The organism is Pseudomonas sp. LAIL14HWK12:I1, from assembly GCF_003202095.1.
Lineage (GTDB): Bacteria > Pseudomonadota > Gammaproteobacteria > Pseudomonadales > Pseudomonadaceae > Aquipseudomonas > Aquipseudomonas monteilii.
The window spans coordinates 753,464-767,838 of the sequence record NZ_QJKG01000002.1; the positions used below are offsets into that span (position 1 = coordinate 753,464).

The 14,375-nt window shown below is 63.0% G+C and carries 16 protein-coding genes; 14 read left to right on the plus strand and 2 right to left on the minus strand.

Annotated features, from left to right (window positions below; translation table 11 throughout):
• Positions 1 to 74: 74 nt before the first annotated feature.
• From D906_RS08370 to D906_RS08380, 3 genes are read left to right on the plus strand one after another with little or no spacing between them, the layout of a single operon-like run.
• Complete coding sequence (locus tag D906_RS08370) at positions 75 to 437, plus strand: CidA/LrgA family protein (RefSeq protein WP_019099791.1); 363 nt, start codon at positions 75 to 77, stop codon at positions 435 to 437.
• Entirely contained in the window at positions 434 to 1,150 is a 717-nt protein-coding gene (locus tag D906_RS08375; protein ID WP_025754329.1) for an LrgB family protein, read from the plus strand. Before D906_RS08370 ends, D906_RS08375 begins: the two co-directional genes overlap by 4 nt.
• A 9-nt stretch (positions 1,151 to 1,159) precedes the next feature.
• Positions 1,160 to 1,750, plus strand: coding sequence for an LON peptidase substrate-binding domain-containing protein (locus tag D906_RS08380; protein ID WP_016712194.1), 591 nt, complete (start codon positions 1,160 to 1,162; stop codon positions 1,748 to 1,750).
• A gap of 14 nt (positions 1,751 to 1,764) precedes the next feature.
• Here the strand turns inward: D906_RS08380 and D906_RS08385 are convergent, their stop codons facing one another.
• The gene (locus tag D906_RS08385; protein ID WP_025754327.1) at positions 1,765 to 3,081 is read right to left on the minus strand and encodes a bifunctional DedA family/phosphatase PAP2 family protein; all 1,317 of its coding nucleotides are present in this window, start codon (positions 3,079 to 3,081) and stop codon (positions 1,765 to 1,767) included.
• 2 nt (positions 3,082 to 3,083) lie between these two features.
• On the minus strand, positions 3,084 to 3,752 hold the full coding sequence (locus D906_RS08390; protein WP_019099047.1) for a DNA-3-methyladenine glycosylase: 669 nt from the start codon (positions 3,750 to 3,752) through the stop codon (positions 3,084 to 3,086).
• A gap of 295 nt (positions 3,753 to 4,047) precedes the next feature.
• Here D906_RS08390 and D906_RS08395 point away from each other — a divergent pair, with 295 nt between their 5' ends.
• The 11 genes from D906_RS08395 (at position 4,048) to lipB (ending at position 14,375) form a co-directional block, all read left to right on the plus strand.
• Entirely contained in the window at positions 4,048 to 5,319 is a 1,272-nt protein-coding gene (locus D906_RS08395) for a glutamate-5-semialdehyde dehydrogenase (RefSeq protein WP_027614881.1), read from the plus strand.
• Entirely contained in the window at positions 5,288 to 5,980 is a 693-nt protein-coding gene (nadD, locus tag D906_RS08400; RefSeq protein ID WP_019098025.1) for a nicotinate-nucleotide adenylyltransferase, read from the plus strand. The genes D906_RS08395 and nadD overlap by 32 nt, the downstream gene beginning before the upstream one ends.
• A gap of 43 nt (positions 5,981 to 6,023) precedes the next feature.
• Entirely contained in the window at positions 6,024 to 6,443 is a 420-nt protein-coding gene (gene rsfS / locus D906_RS08405) for a ribosome silencing factor (protein WP_016712189.1), read from the plus strand.
• A 10-nt stretch (positions 6,444 to 6,453) separates the two neighbouring features.
• Positions 6,454 to 6,921, plus strand: coding sequence for a 23S rRNA (pseudouridine(1915)-N(3))-methyltransferase RlmH (gene rlmH / locus D906_RS08410; protein ID WP_003249722.1), 468 nt, complete (start codon positions 6,454 to 6,456; stop codon positions 6,919 to 6,921).
• A gap of 16 nt (positions 6,922 to 6,937) precedes the next feature.
• The gene (gene mrdA / locus D906_RS08415; protein ID WP_016712188.1) at positions 6,938 to 8,827 is read left to right on the plus strand and encodes a penicillin-binding protein 2; all 1,890 of its coding nucleotides are present in this window, start codon (positions 6,938 to 6,940) and stop codon (positions 8,825 to 8,827) included.
• A 38-nt stretch (positions 8,828 to 8,865) separates the two neighbouring features.
• Positions 8,866 to 9,969 carry a rod shape-determining protein RodA gene (gene rodA, locus D906_RS08420; RefSeq protein WP_042131952.1) on the plus strand — a complete coding sequence of 368 codons (1,104 nt, stop codon included), beginning with the start codon at positions 8,866 to 8,868 and terminating at the stop codon, positions 9,967 to 9,969.
• A gap of 17 nt (positions 9,970 to 9,986) precedes the next feature.
• Entirely contained in the window at positions 9,987 to 10,997 is a 1,011-nt protein-coding gene (gene mltB / locus D906_RS08425) for a lytic murein transglycosylase B (protein WP_025754323.1), read from the plus strand.
• Positions 10,997 to 11,998, plus strand: coding sequence for a septal ring lytic transglycosylase RlpA family protein (locus tag D906_RS08430; RefSeq protein ID WP_016712185.1), 1,002 nt, complete (start codon positions 10,997 to 10,999; stop codon positions 11,996 to 11,998). Before mltB ends, D906_RS08430 begins: the two co-directional genes overlap by 1 nt.
• A 220-nt stretch (positions 11,999 to 12,218) precedes the next feature.
• Positions 12,219 to 13,379: a D-alanyl-D-alanine carboxypeptidase family protein gene (locus tag D906_RS08435; RefSeq protein WP_016712184.1), complete on the plus strand. Its 1,161-nt coding sequence runs from the start codon at positions 12,219 to 12,221 to the stop codon at positions 13,377 to 13,379.
• Between the two features lie 73 nt (positions 13,380 to 13,452).
• The gene (locus D906_RS08440) at positions 13,453 to 13,728 is read left to right on the plus strand and encodes a DUF493 domain-containing protein (RefSeq protein ID WP_003249736.1); all 276 of its coding nucleotides are present in this window, start codon (positions 13,453 to 13,455) and stop codon (positions 13,726 to 13,728) included.
• Positions 13,728 to 14,375 (plus strand): lipoyl(octanoyl) transferase LipB, encoded by a 648-nt coding sequence (gene lipB / locus D906_RS08445; RefSeq protein ID WP_019098023.1) that lies wholly within the window; start codon positions 13,728 to 13,730, stop codon positions 14,373 to 14,375. The genes D906_RS08440 and lipB overlap by 1 nt, the downstream gene beginning before the upstream one ends.

Genomic DNA, 14,375 nt, shown 5'->3' on the forward strand with positions numbered 1-14,375 from the left:
TGCCCGCTTTTCGGCGAATATCGGTCTATAGCCGGGCGTGCTTATAATGGCCACCATGCCCGAGGGAGATGCTTATGCTGTTGCGTGGTTTGACCTGGCTGGTGCTGTTCCAGCTGCTGGGGACGGCGATCAATCACCTGTTGGTGCCGGTTTTGCCGGGGCCGATTATTGGCCTGTTGCTGCTGTTGTTCTTTCTCATGGCTCGCGGTGAAGTGGGCAAGCCGTTGAACGAGGCCGCCAGTAGCCTGTTGCGCTACCTGCCGCTGTTGCTGGTGCCGCCGGCGGTAGGGGTGATGGTGTATGCCAAGGACATTGCCGCTGATTTCTGGGCCATTGTCGGTGCCTTGCTGATTTCCTGTCTGGTGACGCTGGTGTTTGTCGGGGTGCTGATGCAAAAGCTCATCCAGCGCCAGGGCAAGCGTGAGGAGCAGCCATGATGCTCGACTGGCAAGGCGCGCTTGACGCAGTCGTCCATCACCCGTTGTTCGGTATCGGCATTACGCTCGGGGCCTACCAGGTTGTGCTGGCGGCCTACGAAAAGACCCGCTTGATCTTTCTGCAGCCGGTGCTGGTGTCGATGTTGCTGGTAATCGGTGTATTGCTGCTGTGCGGTATCGACTACAGCGAGTACCGCAAAAGCACCGAAATCATGAACATCCTGCTGGGGCCTGCCACTGTCGCCCTGGCTGTGCCGCTCTATCTCAACCTGCGGCGTATCCGCCAGCTGTTCTGGCCCACATTTACTACGCTGGTAGTCGGGGGCCTGTTCGCCACCCTGTTCTGCCTGTTGCTGGGCTGGTGGTTTGGTGCCGAACACATGATCCTGATGACCATGGCGCCGAAGTCCGTGACCTCGCCGATCGCCATGCTGGTGGCCGAACAGATTGGTGGCGTGGCGGCCTTGGCTGCGGTGTTCGTATTGATTACCGGGGTGATCGGGGCCATCTTCGGCCCGGCACTGCTGAATCGCTTCGGGGTACACAGCCCTGAGGCGCGAGGGATGTCGCTGGGGGTGACCGCGCACGCGGTGGGCACTTCGGTGGCCCTGCAGGAAAGTGATGAATGCGGCGCCTTTGCCGCGCTGGCGATGAGCCTGATGGGCGTGGCCACGGCGGTGTTCCTGCCGCTGGCGGTCAGCCTGGTGGCTTGAGGACTTGTCATGACGCTACCGCTGTTTCCGCTCAATACCGTGCTGTTTCCTGGCTGCTTTCTCGACTTGCAGATTTTCGAGGCGCGCTACCTGGACATGATAAGCCGCTGCATGAAGCAGGGCGAAGGTTTTGGTGTGGTGTGCATCCTTGAGGGCGAGCAGGTTGGCAAAGCGCCGCCGATGGTCGCCTCGATTGGCTGTGAGGCGGTCATCCGCGACTTCGTGCAGCAGGACAACGGGTTGCTGGGTATCCGGGTTGAAGGCGTTCGGCGCTTTAACCTCGACAGCACCGAAGTGCAGAAAGACCAGTTGCTGGTGGGGCAGGTGCAGTGGTTGCCGGAGCAGGCGGACAGCCCGTTGCTGGAGGCGGACGACGACCTGCTGGCGTTGCTGGTGGCGTTGGGTGAGCACCCGATGGTCGAAGCGCTGGACATGCCGAGGCCAGTGGACGGGCGTCAGGCGCTGTCCAATCAGCTGGCGTACCTGCTGCCATTCATGGAAGAGGACAAGCTGGACTTGTTGACCCTGGATTCACCGCAGCAGCGGCTGGGGGAGATCCAGAAGCTGCTGGAGCGGATTCAGGGCGAGCTGTTTGCCTGAGGGTACTGGCTACATCAATATTGGTATCGAAGCAAAGCCTGCGGCAGCGCATGCATGGCAAAGAACGCCAGCAGCGCCACGCAGGCCGGCAACACCAGCCACCACGCCCGCTGCGGCAAGGCTGGCAGTGCCTGGCGCCGTTGCACCAGGGTCAGGCTAAGCGCACACACGCAACACGCCAGCAGTGCTCCGGCCAGAATGTCTGTCGGCCAGTGAGCCCCCAGGTAAACCCGCGACAGGGCAATCGCCAGGGCCGGAATGCAACCCAGCATCACCCAAGTCAGGCGCATCCGCGGCGGCTGCCCACGCCCCGCCAGCACGGCCATCACCAGAAAGAACGCAAACGACGCCGAACTGTGCCCGCTGGGCATGCTGTAGCTGGTCAGCGGGTCGGTCAGCACTTCCGGCCGTGCCCGGGCGAACAGCCATTTGAGTGTGCCGTTGGCAATCGCCGTGCTCATCAGGGCGCCGGCAGCGAACATGGCGTGTCGCCACTGCCGGGCAAGCAGCAACAGGCCTGTCAGCAGCCCGCCGAGGAACAGCTGGGTACGAAAATCGCCCAGCCGGGTCACCAGCACCACGCTGCCATCGATGGCCTGGCTGCGGTGCTCCTGCACCAGTGTCATCACGCCCTGATCGAACTCATGCAGGTAAGGCCAACCGATAAATATCCCGGCCAGGGCGATGAAACTGAGGCCGGCAACCAGCCGGGTGCCGTGGCGCTGGTCACGCAGGCTGCTGTTGAGGCTAAGGCCAATCAGTACGGCCAGGGTGCCGGCGATGATGCCCGCATCCAGCCAGAAGCCTTCCGGCAGCGGCAGGCGCATGGCTGCGCCAGTGGCCCAGCCGGGCAGCAGGTAGGCGACCGACCAGCCAGCACCGGCCACCAGGCTGACGGCGATGAAGCGCGGCAGAGGCATGTCGAACATGCCGGCCACCATCGGCAGCATCGGCCGCAGAGGGCCGATGAAGCGGCCTACCAGCAGGCTGGCAATGCCATAACGCTGGAAGTAGGTCTCGGCGCTGCCAATCCATTCCGGGTGGTGCCGTAGTAAGGGCAGACGGCGGATGTTCTGGTGAAAGTACTTGCCCACCGTGTACGACAGCGCATCACCCAAAAGGCCGCCAAGGAAGCCCAGCAGCAAGGTTTCACCCAGGCTGAAGGTGCCACTGCCGGCCAGTACCGCAACGGCGAACAGCAGCACGGTGCCCGGCACGATGATGCCGGCGATGGCCAGGCATTCGATGCAGGCCACCAGGAAAATCGCCAGGCCAAGCCACTGCGGGTTGGCGCTGAGCCAGCCGGTCAGGCTGTCGAGCCATTGGCCCATGTTCAGCTTCCTTGTTCGAGAATGAAGAAGTCACGGCCTTCGACTTGGCCGCGACGTAACGGGTTCCGCGTGCAGAAGCGGGCATAGTCGGCGTCGACGAAACGGTAGGGCAGGTGTTCGTCGCGCCCGTGCGGGATGCCCAGGCGCGCGGTCTGGATGACCCGTGGTACGGCGTTGCCGCAATCGTCCACATACAGCCGCTCGGCGTCGAAGCGCTGGGCATCCCAGTGCGGCACTTTCAGGCCCAGGGCCCGGCATAGCAGGGTCTGGCCCGCGCACAGGCGCTCATCCGGGCGCAGCTTGCCACTGGCATCGGGGTTGTTCAGTTGCATTTGCGCCAGGCTGTTGGGGCCTGAAAGGGCATCCTGCCAAGGATAGGCGGACTTGATCAGCACCGCGTTGCCCGGCCCGTGGGCGCTGAAGTTCAGCGAGTCTCCGCCGCGGGCGTAGTACATGTAGATGTGACCACCATCCAGGAATAGCGCCTTGCGCTTTTCGGTGTAGCCGAGCGAGGCGTGGCTGCCTTTGTCGGTGAGGTAGTAGGCCTCGGTCTCGATGATGCGCGCGGCAAGCCACAGGTCGCCGTGGCGATGGCGGATAACCTTGCCTAGCAGGGCTTTGGCCAGGGTCTGGGCATCGCGGTCGAAAAAGCTGTCGGGCAGGGCTGGCATGCGGGCGGTTCGTGGCTGGGGAGGCGGGATGATAGCAATGAATGGCTTAATCGAGGCTGAACCAGGGGCGCGATTGAATGGTATCTGTATGTTTCATTGGTGGGGCTTCGGTGTGCTCGCCGTGGTGTATTCGTTGTCGTTGAAATCGAGCGCCGCCCGCGCGGCGCTCGATTTCACAGGCGCAGATAATCGTGAGACGAACTACCATTTTCTACCATCCGCCACCCGCCGCTGGGCGTACACCTGCGCGGCAGTTATAATCAGCCGATTTCCCCTTCGCCAAGACACCGAACCCATGACTGAGTCCGCTCTTGACTATATGACCCGCCTGGGTCGCGCTGCCCGTGAGGCTTCCCGGGTGATCGGCCGTGCCAGCACCGCGCAGAAGAACCGCGCCCTGCAAGCCTCCGCCGATGCGCTGGATGCTGCCCGTGCCGAGCTGACGGCCGCCAACGAGCTGGACCTGGCCGCCGGCCGCGCCAATGGCCTGGAGCCGGCGCTGCTCGACCGCCTGGCGCTGACCCCGGCACGCATCGACAGCATGATCACCGGCCTGCGCCAGGTGGCCAGCCTGCCGGACCCGGTCGGTGCGATTCGCGACATGAGCTACCGCCCATCGGGCATTCAGGTCGGCAAGATGCGCACACCGCTGGGGGTGATCGGGATCATCTACGAATCGCGCCCGAACGTGACCATCGATGCCGCCAGCCTGTGCCTGAAGTCGGGTAACGCGACCATCCTGCGCGGCGGCTCCGAAGCCATCCATTCCAACCGCGCCATCGCCACCTGCATTCAGCGTGGCCTTGCTGAAGCCGGCCTGCCGGCCGCCGTGGTTCAGGTGGTCGAAACCACTGACCGCGAAGCCGTGGGCGCGCTGATCAGCATGCCGCAGTTCGTCGACGTCATCGTGCCGCGCGGCGGCCGTGGCTTGATCGAACGCATCAGCCGCGATGCCCGGGTGCCGGTCATCAAGCACTTGGACGGTATCTGCCACGTCTACGTCAGCCAGCATGCCGACCTGGACAAGGCCTGGAACGTGGCCTTCAACGCCAAGACCTACCGCTATGGCATCTGTGGCGCCATGGAAACCTTGCTGGTCGACCAGCAGGTGGCCGAGCGCTTCCTGCCGGAAATGGCCCGCCGCTTCCAGGAGAAGGGCGTGGAGCTGCGTGGCTGCGAGCGTACCCGTGCGCTGATCGAGGCCAAGCCTGCCAGCGAAGACGACTGGCACACCGAGTACCTGGACGCGATCCTGTCGATCCGCATCGTGGACGGCCTGGACCAGGCCATCGAGCACATCAACCACTATGGCTCGCACCACACCGACTCGATCATCAGCGAACACCAGGGCGAAGCTCGCCAGTTCATGGCTGAAGTCGACTCGGCGTCGGTTATGCTCAACACCCCGACGTGCTTTGCTGACGGCTTCGAGTACGGCCTGGGTGCGGAAATCGGCATTTCCACCGACAAGCTGCATGCCCGTGGCCCGGTCGGCCTGGAAGGCCTGACCTGCGAGAAGTACGTGGTCATCGGCGATGGCCAGTTGCGCGGCCAGGGGTCGTGCTGAGTTGAGCAAGGCCCAGGCAGTCCGGCGCATCGGCATTCTAGGCGGCACCTTCGACCCCGTGCACATCGGCCACCTGCGCAGCGCGCTGGAAGTGGCCGAGTTCATGGGGCTGGATGAGTTGCGCCTGCTGCCCAACGCCCGGCCGCCGCACCGCGACACCCCGCAGGTGGCCGCCGAGGATCGCCTGGCGATGGTTCGTGAAGCGGTGCAAGGCGTTGCCTGCCTGAGCGTCGATGCCCGCGAGCTGGAACGTGACAAACCGTCGTACACCATCGAAACGCTGGAGTCGATCCGCGCCGAACTGGCCGACAACGACCAGCTGTTCCTGGTGCTGGGCTGGGATGCCTTCTGTGGCCTCCCTACCTGGCATCGCTGGGAAGAATTGCTGCAACACTGTCACATCCTGGTGCTGCAACGCCCGGATGCCGACGTAGAACCCCCTGACGAGCTGCGCAACCTGCTGGCTGCGCGCTCGGAGAGCGATCCTGCCGCCATGTCCGGCCCGGCGGGAAATATTTCGTTCGTCTGGCAGACGCCGCTTGCGGTGTCGGCTACACAGATCCGACAGCTGCTGGCCAGCGGCAAATCGGTGAGGTTCCTGGTGCCGGACGCCGTACTGGCCTACATCGAGGCGCACGAACTGTATCGTGCGCCCAACTGACGGTGCCTCTGGCGCCTCATCCAACGAGTTGAACGAGTTTTATATGACCAAGCAGAAAATTTACGGCGAAGAACTGGTCGCCCTGACCAAGGCAGCGCTGGAAGACGTCAAGGCCCAGGACATCCAGGTCATCGACGTGCGCGAAAAGCACAGCCTGACCGACTACATGATCATTGCCACCGGTACCTCCAACCGCCAGATCAACGCGATGCTGGAAAAGGTCCGCGAAGCCGTGAAGGCCAAGGGCGCCCAACCACTGGGTGAAGAAGGCAAGGGCGACAGCGACTGGGTGCTGCTGGACCTGAACGACGTCATCGTGCACATGATGACTGCCGCTGCCCGCCAGTTCTACGACCTGGAGCGCCTGTGGCAGGGTGCCGAGCAAAGCCGTGCTGCCGATGGCAAGCACCACAGCCCGGACCACGCTCACGAGTACTCCGACAAGCTCAAAGACCGCGAATAAGGGCAGCGCTGTGCGTTTGCGCCTGATCGCGGTCGGCTCGCGCATGCCGAAGTGGGTCGAGGAAGGCTGGCATGAATATGCCAAGCGCCTGCCTGCCGAGCTGTCGCTGGAGCTGGTGGAAATCCCGCTGAACACCCGTGGCAAGAATGCCGACGTCGCCCGCCTGATCCGTCAGGAGGGCGAAGCCATGCTGAGCAAGGTGCAGCCTGGGGAACGCATTGTCACCCTCGAGGTCCATGGCAAGCCCTGGAGTACCGAGCAGCTGGCGACCGAGCTGGACCGCTGGCGCCTGGATGCGCGCACGGTGAATTTGATGGTGGGGGGCCCGGAAGGCCTTGCGCCTGAGGTCTGTGCGCGCGCCGAGCAACGTTGGTCGTTGTCGCCGCTGACCCTGCCGCACCCGTTGGTAAGGATACTCATCGGCGAGCAGATCTACCGCGCCTGGACCGTGTTGTCCGGGCACCCTTACCACAAATGAGTCTGTAAGCAGTCCGATGTCGCAGCCGATCCGTCTCAAGGACCACGAGAAAGACGCCCGCCTGGTGCGCAACCGCGTCGTGGTTGGCGCGGTGGCGATCATGCTGCTTATTTGTGTGCTGATCGCGCGGCTGTATTACCTGCAGATCATCCAGTACGACTACCACTCGACGCTGTCGGAGAACAACCGGGTGCATGTGCAGCCGATTCCGCCGACTCGCGGGCTGATTTTCGACCGCAACGGGGTGATCGTTGCCGACAACCGGCCCAGCTTCAGCCTGTCGATGACCCGCGAACGTGCAGGTAACTGGCAAGAAGTGCTGGATACTATCGTCGAAGTGCTGGAGCTGACTGCCGACGACCGGGCGCTGTTCGAGAAGCGCATGCGTCAGGGCCGTAGGCCTTTCGAGCCCGTGCCGATCCTGTTCGAGCTGAATGAAGAGCAGATCGCCCGGGTGGCAGTAAACCAGTTCCGCCTGCCAGGTGTGGAAGTGGTTGCTCAGCTGGTGCGGCATTATCCGCAGGGGGCGCATTTCGCCCATTCGGTGGGTTATGTGGGGCGCATCAACGAGAAAGAGCTGAAAACCCTCGACCCGGTGAACTACAGCGGCACCCACCATATCGGCAAGACCGGCATCGAGCGCTTTTACGAAGACGCCTTGCACGGCCAGGTCGGCTACGAGGAAGTCGAGACCAACGCCCGTGGCCGTGTGCTGCGAGTGCTCAAGCGCACCGACCCGAAACCTGGCAAGGACATCGTGCTGAGCCTGGACATCAAGCTGCAGGAAGCCGCCGAAGCCGCGCTGGGCGGGCGACGTGGCGCAGTGGTGGCGCTCGACCCGCGTACTGGCGAGGTGCTGGCGATGGTCAGTCAGCCAAGTTTCGACCCCAACCTGTTCGTGACGGGCATCAGCTTCAAGGCCTATGCCGAACTGCGCGACTCGATAGACCGGCCGCTGTTCAACCGCGTGCTGCGTGGCCTGTACCCGCCGGGTTCGACCATCAAGCCGGCCGTGGCGATTGCCGGCCTGGACAGTGGCGTGGTCAACGCCAGCAGCCGGGTGTTCGACCCGGGCTACTACCAGTTGCCCAACTATGACCACAAATACCGTAACTGGAACCGCTCCGGCGATGGCTGGGTCGATCTGGACACCGCGATCATGCGTTCCAACGACACCTACTTCTATGACCTTGCGCACAAGATGGGCATCGATCGGTTGTCCAGCTACATGAACAAGTTCGGCATCGGCCAGCGGGTTTCCCTCGACATGTTCGAGGAGTCCGCCGGGTTGATGCCATCGCGTGAATGGAAGCGTGCCACGCGCCGCCAGGCCTGGTTCCCGGGTGAAACCCTGATTCTCGGCATCGGCCAAGGCTACATGCAGGCCACGCCACTGCAACTGGCCCAGGCCACCGCATTGATCGCCAACAAGGGCGTGTGGAACCGCCCGCACCTGGCCAAGACCATCGAAGGCCAGCCGCCGGTGGACGAAAACCCCATGGACAACATCGTGCTGCGTGACAAGTCCGACTGGGCCAAGGTCACCCACGGCATGGAGCAGGTGATGCACAACGCCCGTGGTACCGCACGCAAGGCGGCTGCTGGCGCCCAGTACCGCATTGCCGGCAAGAGCGGTACCGCCCAGGTGGTGGCGATCAAGCAGGGTGAGAAGTACGACCGCAACAAACTTCAGGAGCGCCACCGCGACCACGCCCTGTTCGTCGCCTTTGCCCCGGCCGATGACCCGAAGATCGTGGTCTCGGTGATGGTCGAGAACGGTGAGTCCGGCTCTGGTGTTGCTGCCCCCGTGGTACGCCAGATCATGGACGCCTGGCTGCTCGACGAAAACGGCCGGCTCAAGCCCGAGTTCGCGCCTGCCACCGTGACCCAGGAATCGGCCCTGTGATGAACAATTTCGATCGCATGCTCTCCAGCGAGGATGTGATGCGTCGGCGCGCCAGCTTTCTGCAGCGCATTCATGTCGACGGCCCCTTGCTGGTCATTCTGCTCACCCTTGCGGCCGGCAGCCTGTTCGTACTGTATTCGGCCAGTGGCAAGAACTGGGACTTGCTGCTCAAGCAGGCCACCTCGTTCGGCATCGGCCTGGTGTCGATGTTCGTCATCGCCCAGCTCGAGCCACGCTTCATGGCCCGTTGGGTGCCGCTGGCCTACCTGACCGGTGTGCTGTTGCTGGTGGTGGTGGACGTGATGGGCCACAACGCCATGGGGGCCACGCGCTGGATCAATATCCCCGGGGTGATCCGCTTCCAGCCCTCGGAATTCATGAAAATCATCATGCCGGCGACCATCGCCTGGTACCTGTCCAAACGCACCTTGCCACCGCATTTGAAGCACGTGGCCATCAGCCTTGTGCTGATTGGCGTGCCGTTCATATTGATCGTACGCCAGCCCGACCTGGGCACCGCGCTGCTCATCCTTGCCTCCGGTGCCTTCGTGCTGTTCATGGGCGGCCTGCGCTGGCGCTGGATCCTCAGCGTGCTGGCAGCGGCAGTGCCGGTGGCGGTGGCGATGTGGTTCTTCGTGATGCACGACTACCAGAAGCAGCGGGTACTGACCTTCCTCGACCCGGAGAGCGACCCGTTGGGCACGGGCTGGAACATCATCCAGTCCAAGGCCGCAATCGGTTCGGGCGGAGTGTTCGGCAAGGGCTGGCTGCTCGGTACCCAATCGCACCTGGACTTTTTGCCCGAAAGCCACACCGACTTCATCATCGCCGTACTGGGCGAGGAATTCGGCCTGGTCGGCATCTGCCTGTTGCTGATTGTCTATCTGTTGCTGATCGGCCGTGGCCTGATGATCACAGCCCAGGCGCAGACCCTGTTCGGCAAGCTGCTCGCGGGCAGCCTGACCATGACCTTTTTTGTATACGTGTTCGTCAATATCGGAATGGTCAGCGGCCTTCTCCCCGTGGTGGGCGTGCCGCTGCCGTTTATCAGCTATGGCGGAACATCGTTGGTGACGCTGCTGTCAGCGTTTGGCGTTCTGATGTCGATCCACACGCACCGCAAATGGATCGCACAGGTTTGAATAAGGTGAAGAATTTCATGCAAGCAGTGCGTAACTGGGCTGCCCGTTGTGCGCCGTGGATCGGCGCGGTGGGCCTGTTCGGCGCTGTACAGCTGGCCCACGCCGGTGATTACCAAGGCTCGCCGCAGGTGGCCCAGTTTGTCGGCGAAATGAGCCGCGACTATGGCTTTGCCCCTGAGCAGCTGATGGGCGTGTTCGCTGACGTGCAGCGAAAGCAGTCGATCCTCGACGCTATCTCGCGCCCGGCCGAACGGGTCAAGCCGTGGAAGGACTACCGGCCGATGTTCCTCACCGACGCGCGCATCGCCCGTGGTGTGGACTTCTGGCGCCAGCACGAGGCGGTATTGGCCCGTGCCGAGCAGGAATACGGCGTGCCGGCACAGTACATCGTCGCCATCATCGGTGTGGAAACGTTCTTCGGCCGCAACACCGGCAACTACCGGGTGATCGATGCCCTGTCGACCCTGGGCTTCGACTACCCGCCTCGGGCTGAATTCTTCCGCAAGGAACTGCGCGAATTCCTGTTGCTGGCCCGCGATGAACAGCTCGACCCGCTCACGCTCAAAGGCTCCTACGCCGGCGCCATGGGCCTGCCGCAGTTCATGCCGAGCAGCTTCCGCAACTTTGCGGTGGACTTCGACGGCGATGGCCACATCAACATCTGGAACAACCCGGACGATGCCATTGGCAGCGTCGCCAGCTACTTCAAGCGCCATGGCTGGGTGGCCGGTGGGGGCGTGGTCAGCCGCGCCTGGGTGGATGGCGCGCGCGCCGACGAAGGCCTGACCACAGGCATCGAGCCTGTGAAAACCGTCGGGGAGTTGCGCACGCTCGGCTGGTCGGTTCATGATTCGCTGCGCGATGATCTGCCGGTTACCGCTTTCCGCCTTGAGGGTGACAATGGCCCCGAGTACTGGGTGGGCCTGAAGAACTTCTACGCGATCACGCGTTACAACCGCAGCGTGATGTATGCCATGGCGGTGCATCAGCTTGCGGAACAGCTGGTTCAAGTACGGGGCGTCAAGTAATGCGCGCAATCATCTCTGCCAATTCTTTCAAGCTGCTCACCTGCCTCGCCGTTGGCGTGGTGCTGGCCAGTTGCTCCTCCAACCGCCCGGCCCAGCAAAGCAGTGGCAACGTCGTGCGCAGTCAGCCAGGCCTGGACATCAACCGGGCACACAAGGACGGCGCGCCGTGGTGGGACGTGGATGTGAACAAGATCCCCGATGCCACGCCGACCGTGCATACGGGCAACTACAAGGCCAACCCGTACACGGTGCTGGGCAAGACCTATTACCCGATGCAGGACTCGCGCAACTACCGCGCCGAGGGCACCGCGTCGTGGTATGGCACCAAGTTCCATGGGCAGAACACCGCCAACGGCGAGCTGTATGACCTGTACGGCATGAGCGCAGCGCACAAGACGCTGCCGCTGCCGGCCTATGTGCGGGTGACCAACCTGGCCAACGGTCGCAGCGTAATCCTGCGTGTGAACGACCGTGGCCCGTTCTATTCCGACCGTATTATCGACCTGTCCTATGCGGCTGCGAAAAAGCTGGGTTACGCCGAGATCGGCACCGCGCATGTGCGCGTCGAGGGTATCGACCCGCAGCAGTGGTGGGCCCAGCGTGGCCAGACGCCGCCGATGGTGCTCAAAGAACCGCAGGTAGCCCAGACCCAGGCGATCCCGGCCAACACCGGGCGTGTCGAGCAATGGACCCCGCCGCCTCAGCAGCACGCAGCGCCGGTGGTGCCGGTGCAGGTGGGGGGCAACAACGTGCCGGCGGGCAACGGCGGCAGCTTCCTGCAGGTAGGCGCCTTTGCCAACCCGGACGCAGCCGAGCTGCTGCGCTCCAAGCTCAGCACCATGGTCAATGCGCCGGTGTTCATCAGCTCGATCGTGCGTAACCAGCAGACCCTGCACCGCGTACGCCTGGGGCCGATTGGCAGCCAGGGCGAGATCCAGCAGGCACAAGACAGCATCCGCCTGGCGAACTTGGGGCAGGCCAAGCTGGTCACAGCAGACTGACCGTTTATATGGGGCGGCCATCAGCGTGGCCGCAACCAAACTGTCGGTTTTGTCATGAATTGCCGGGCGCGCCCATGTACAATGACGGCTTTTGCCCGCAGCGACATAAAGCCGCACGTTCGTGGGCCAGGCCGACGGCCAAAAAACTAGACTGACTGGCGCTGGGCACACGATCTTGCCCAGGGAACATCTCAGACCATTAGCGATTTTCGAGAGACGGATGAACATCACCAACCTTGCCAAACGACTTTGCCTGCCTGTACTGCTGATGATCACGCCTGCCGCCTTCGCGGCTGAGCAGATGACGCCGGCACCACCTCAATTGGCAGCCAAGTCCTACGTACTCATGGACGCGTCCAGCGGCAACGTGCTGGTCGAGAACAACGGTGACGAGCGCCTGCCGCCGGCCAGCCTGACCAAGCTGATGACCGCCTACATCGCCACCCTGGACATCCGCCGTGGCCAGATCGGTGAAAACGACCCGGTCACCGTCAGCGAAAACGCCTGGCGTACTGGCGGTTCGCGCATGTTCATCAAGGTGGGCAGCCAGGTGACCGTCAGCGACCTGCTGCACGGCATCATCATCCAGTCCGGCAACGACGCTTCGGTCGCCCTGGCCGAGCACATCGCCGGCAGCGAAGATGCCTTCGCCGACATGATGAACAAGACGGCTGCCGACCTGGGCATGACCAACAGCCACTTCATGAACCCGACCGGCCTGCCGCACCCGGACCACTATTCGTCTGCGCACGACATGGCCACCCTGGCCCGTGCGATCATCACCGTCGACCCGGCCCACTACGCCATCTATTCGCAGAAGGAATTCTTCTGGAACAACATCAAGCAGCCGAACCGCAACCTGCTGTTGTGGCGTGACAAGACCGTCGATGGCCTGAAAACCGGCCACACCGACGAAGCTGGCTACTGCATGGTGGCTTCGGCCGTTCGCGACGGCCAGCGCCTGATCGCCGTGGTGTTCGGTACCAACAGCGAGCAATCGCGTGCTGCCGAAACCCAGAAGCTGCTGACCTATGGCTTCCGCTTCTTCGAAACCCAGACCTTCTATCAGAAGGGCACCGAGCTGACCCAGGCTCCTGTCTGGAAGGGCGCCACCGGCCAGATCAAGGCTGGCCTGGCCGACGACCTGACCATGACTATGCCTAAAGGCCAATTGAAGCGCCTGCAGGCTTCGATGACCATGAACCCGCAGCTCACCGCACCCATCGCCAAAGGTGACGTGATCGGCAAAGTGGAAGTCAAACTGGACGAGAAAGTGGTTCACAGTGCCGACCTGATCGCCCTCGATGGCGTCGAGGAAGGTGGTTTCTTCCGCCGTATGTGGGATAGCATCCGTCTATTCTTCTACGGGTTGTTCAACTGATACGTGACCTGCATGCCCCCGCGTATCTCGCGGGGGCATTGTTGTTGCCACGGCTTACGAGGCCGTTTCCGCCATGAGCGAACCAGACGTCAAGTCGCATAAAATCGAATTCCCTTGCGACGATTACCCGATCAAGGTAATCGGCGATACCGTTGTCGGCTTCAAGGACACCGTGATCGAAATCCTCAGCAAGCACGCCAAAGTCGACCTCTCCACCCTGGCCGAGCGCCAGAGCAAGGAAGGCAAGTACACCACCGTGCAATTGCACATCGTTGCCGAAAGCGAGAACCAGCTGCACGATATCAACAGCGCCCTGCGCGCTACCGGCATCGTGAAAATGGTGCTTTGATGTCCGCCTGCCTCGGTTTTCGCGAGCTCGGCCTGCAGCCCTACGAACCGGTGCTGGAGGCCATGCGTCGCTTCACCGAGCAGCGCACCCCGGACAGCCAGGATGAAATCTGGCTGGTCGAGCATCCCGCGGTCTTCACCCAGGGCCAGGCTGGCAAGGCCGAGCACCTGCTGGTGCCGGGCGACATCCCGGTGGTGCAGACCGACCGCGGCGGCCAGGTGACCTACCATGGCCCCGGGCAGTTGGTGGCCTACCTACTGCTGGATGTGCGCCGGCTGGGCTTTGGCGTGCGCGAGCTGGTCAGCCGTATCGAGCAGACGCTGGTCGACCTGCTCGCCAGTTACGACGTGCAGGCTTCTGCCAAGCCCGACGCCCCGGGCGTCTATGTCGATGGAGCGAAAATCGCCTCCCTCGGCCTGCGAATTCGCAACGGCCGTTCGTTCCACGGCCTTGCCCTGAACGTGGACATGGACCTTGCGCCATTCCGCCGAATCAACCCCTGCGGCTATGCGGGGCTGGCGATGACCCAGCTGCGCGACCTGGCAGGTCCGATCGAACTCGACGAGGTCAGGACAAGGCTGCGCGGACAGCTGGTCAAGCACCTCGACTACGCTGAGCAGACGACCCTCACGGGCGGAATCGACTGA